This is a genomic window from Propionibacterium acidifaciens DSM 21887, assembly GCF_000426605.1.
GTDB classification, from domain to species: Bacteria; Actinomycetota; Actinomycetes; order Propionibacteriales; family Propionibacteriaceae; genus Propionibacterium; species Propionibacterium acidifaciens.
Genome location: NZ_KE384546.1, coordinates 13,847 through 17,753 on the forward strand (window position 1 = coordinate 13,847; position 3,907 = coordinate 17,753).

A 3,907-nucleotide genomic window follows, 5' to 3' on the forward strand; every position below is an offset into this window, starting at 1 on the left:
CTCGGCGAAGAAGGGCATGCGCCCGGCCTCCGTGCGCCGCACGAACGAGCCCGTCATGAGGTACGCGGAGATCATGATGAAGGCGTCCACCCCGACGGGAGAGCCGACGCGCCAGGCGTGGTAGGCCAGCACCTGCATCATGCACACGGCCCGCAGCCCCTGGATGTCCTTGCGGCGACGCCCGCCGCCCCCGGCCGGGGCGCCCGGGGACGCTCTGCGGCCGGCGTTGTCATCAGAGCTCATCGTCCGCCGCACCCACTCGCTCGGTCATCGCCAGGTCCTCCCGGGTGCGCCGGGCCCGCAGGTGGCGGGTCCGGGACGATCGCCCGGCTGGAAGCACAATGTAGCGGAGAGCCCGGTCCGCCCCCGACAACCGGTGGTCACGACGCGCGGCACCGTGGCTCAAGCCGGCTGGAGGAACGCATCGACCCGATCGGCGAGCTCGGGCGCCATGGCCCGCGAGTAGGTGCCGGTGATGTGGTTGTTGTCCATGTAGACGTAGACGTTGCCGATGATCGTGTAGCACTCGTCCTCGTAGCAGTACAGATCGGTCGGGTCGATCTCGATGAAGCCCGGGATCGAGGTGAACTCCTCGGCCGGGTCGAACTCGGCGAGGTACTGACGCTGGCTGAAGGAGCAGCCGCCGGCGACGGTGTCGGCGGGGCGGCGGTTGGAGCACTCGTACAAGTCGTCGGCCGAGCGCGGGTTGTCGCGCACACCGACGACGGTGACCCCGAGGGAGGTGAGGTACTCGATGGCGGCCTGGACTCCGGGGCGCTGGATCTCGTCCGAATGGTCCTGCATCGTCTCGGTGGACTGGAGCATGACGATGTCGGGCGGATCGTCGGTGAGCAGGTCAAGGACGGCCTCGTTGCGCTGCACGCAGGACGCTCGGTAGGCGTCCCAGATGCCGAAGGCGCACGAGCCGGTCAGGTACTCGGTGACCTGCCAGCCGTGGCGGGAGGCGAGCTCGGCCGCCAGCGGGACGATCGTCTGCTGGGCGTGCGAGTCGCCGACGACGACCACCCTCGGCGAGTCCGCGTCGGCTCCGGGCAGGACCGCGCAGTTGGTCTTGGTCCCGGCCAGGAGCGCGTCGTGGTCGGACGGGCAGGCCTCGGGGAAGGACGGCACCCAGTCGTCGTGCAGGGTGAGCGGCCCGGGGATGGGCGAGGTCGTGTAGTCCACGGGTTCGGCCGTGCTCAATGCGGTCGGGCCGGGGAAGCGGGGGTCGCCGGAGGCGTCCATGACCGTGGCGCGCTCGACGGCCCGCCGGTTGTCGAGCACGGCGCGGGTTCCGTACAGAGGGCCGAGGCCGAGGGCCAGGGCGACGGCGACGATGAGGCCCTTCCTCACGGCGAGCCGGTCGCCGGTGGGCCGGTCCTGGGCCGGGCGATCGACGTAGCGGCGCATGAGCCAGGCCAGGACGAGGGACAGCGCGATCGCCCCGAGCGCCCGCCCGGTGCCGAGCTGGGTGCGCCTGAGGACGGACATCGTCAGCACGAAGACGGGCCAGTGGATCAGGTAGACGCAGTACGACATGTCGCCGAGCGCCGCCAAGGGGCGCCACGACAGGAGCCGCTGGACACTGCCCGGCACCGGGGGCACTTCGGCGAGCAGGATCGCGCTCACCGCGAGCATCGGCGCCGCGGCCATGGGCCCCGGGTAGTGGCCGATGGGTTCGACGCAGTAGACGACGAGCACCATGAAGCCGGCCAGCGACAGGACGCGCGCCAGGTTGCCGCGGGGCCTGATCCACGGCGCGGCGGCGGCGATGGCCGAGCCGAGCGCGAACTCCCAGAGGCGGGCGCGGGTGTCGAAGTAGACCGTGCGGCCGGCGGGCGCGTCGGCGACGAGCCAGCGCAGCGAGACAGCCGTGAGCACGGCGAATGCAGCGAGGATCACCGGGCGCGGCCTGATGTGCAGCGCCCCGGCCAGCAACACGCAGCAGGTCATGAGCAGCGGCCAGGCCAGGAAGACCTGACCCTGCATCGACATCGACCACAGGTGCTGCAGCGGCGAGGCGACGCCCCGGTTGGCCGCGAAGTAGTCAGCGCTCACGACGGCGAGCCGCCAGTTCTGCCAGTAGGTCACCGAGGCGACGCCCTGCGTGATGAGCTCGTTCCAGCGGGTGCGCGGCAGGATCACCATGGACGCCACGATGGTCGCGAGGACCGTTGTCACCAGCGGGGGCAGCAGACGCTTGAAGGTGTGGGCCCAGCGCTCGGCGAAGAAGGGCATGCGCCCGGCCTCCGTGCGCCGCACGAACGAGCCCGTCATGAGGTACGCGGAGATCATGATGAAGGCGTCCACCCCGATGGGAGAGCCGATGCGCCAGGCGTGGTAGGCCAGCACCTGCATCATGCACACGGCCCGCAGCCCCTGGATGTCGCGACGGCGGGGCCTCGTGGCGCTGTTCTGCACGGGTGCCTCCGGGAGCGCGCCCACGAGCAGGGTGACAGAACTGCGGACCACTCAGACACCAATCTCTCGGGGCCGGATACGGCCGCCCGCGGGCGACCGCGCGGCGCTTCAGGGGGTGACGCCGCTCCCGGATGCTCCCCCGACTCTAGCGGACGCACCGCCGCCGGCTCGACCGCAGGCGGTTCGCGGACGCGCGGAGTGGGCGGCGCGGAGCAGGGCGACGGGTCTGCGCCGGCCGGGTCGCGACGTCGGACGCGCAGCAGACGTGCGGGGCCGGGCGTGAACCTGCAGCGGGATCCGGATCGCCCGGACCCAGGCGATCCGCGGACGCGGAGAAGAGCACGCACCACCGGCCCCGGCCGATCACCATGTCGGAGGCGGTTCGCGGACGCGCGAGGGGCGGCCCGACTCCCCCGCAGTCCACCCACCACGAGGGGGAGAGGCAGAGCATCGGCCCGTGGACGATCCCGGTGTCGCCATGCCCGTCCTCCACCGCTCGGCGACAGGGCTCAACGCAGTGCGTCTTCGGTGGACGCTCTGGAGCATCCTCCTCCCGCGTCCGGCGACTGCACGCCGAACCGCACTGCGCAGCCGGGCGGAACCCAGCACTGATCGGCGCATCCGCCATCACCGCCGTGCTCGACACGATCATCCTCGTCGACGTCACGCGCGGGGACCTGCTCGCAGCGGGCACGCAGGCACCACTGCGCTCCGCCGACGCGATCCACCTCGCCACGGCGCTCCGACTCGGCGTCGACGAGATCGTGACGTACGGCATCGGACTCACCCGCGCAGCAGAGGCGGCAGGCCTCCGCATCATCGCCCCGGCATGACGCGACCACCATTCAGTCGCCCCGGGGCGGACGAGGGCCGCGCGCCGGGTTCACGGCGTGTTGCGCCTCGTGGATCCCTGCGGTCCCGGTCTTGAGGGTCTCGTCGTGCACGCTTCTGGCCGACGGCGGGCGGGACCGGGCCGCGTGGAAGGCGGACGGGGTGATCCTGACCCCGGCGCCGGTCAGCGCCCCGGATCGGCCAGGCCCCGGGGATCCGCCCTGCTGTCATGGATGGAGGAGTCGATGACCCCTACCGGCGGCCTGGCTCCGCCCGGGCCGGAAGACGCGCTCGTCTTGCGCAGGATCTCGTCGGCCCGCCCCAGCCCGCGCACCGGCCTCTCCAGCTGTCTGGTGCTCGCCGTCCTGGCTGGTGGTCCCGGCCCTCCCACCGGCGTCGATCTCGGCCCTCCTGACCCGGGCCCGCAGCGCCTCGGGATGGACCCCCGGCTCATCGGCGACCCTGCCCCTTGGGCCCGTCAGGATCCCGACGGGCCTGCACGGCCATCCTCGTGGCCCGCCCACGCAACCCGGCGGGACACTTCCTCGGCGCACCCATGACAGTGACCCCTCCATGCATTCACTGCCCCCACCAAACCCGGGACGCAGCATCACTCCAGGCTGGTTGTCGGGTTCGGTTGGGTCTGCGGGGGTGG

Annotated in this window: 3 protein-coding genes; 1 reads left to right on the forward strand and 2 read right to left on the reverse strand. The window is 72.1% G+C overall.

The window, feature by feature from the left end:
• Together K336_RS19070 and K336_RS16640 are read right to left on the reverse strand one after the other, a co-directional pair.
• The coding region (locus K336_RS19070; protein ID WP_028707282.1) for a hypothetical protein at positions 1–243 on the reverse strand (243 nt) is incomplete at its 3' end.
• 159 nt (positions 244–402) lie between these two features.
• On the reverse strand, positions 403–2,421 hold the full coding sequence (locus tag K336_RS16640) for an acyltransferase family protein (RefSeq protein WP_051245851.1): 2,019 nt from the start codon (positions 2,419–2,421) through the stop codon (positions 403–405).
• Between the two features lie 635 nt (positions 2,422–3,056).
• On the opposite strand from K336_RS16640, the gene K336_RS16645 reads away from it, so the two are divergent.
• Positions 3,057–3,254 (forward strand): PIN domain-containing protein, encoded by a 198-nt coding sequence (locus K336_RS16645; protein ID WP_051245853.1) that lies wholly within the window; start codon positions 3,057–3,059, stop codon positions 3,252–3,254.
• Positions 3,255–3,907 lie beyond the last annotated feature (653 nt).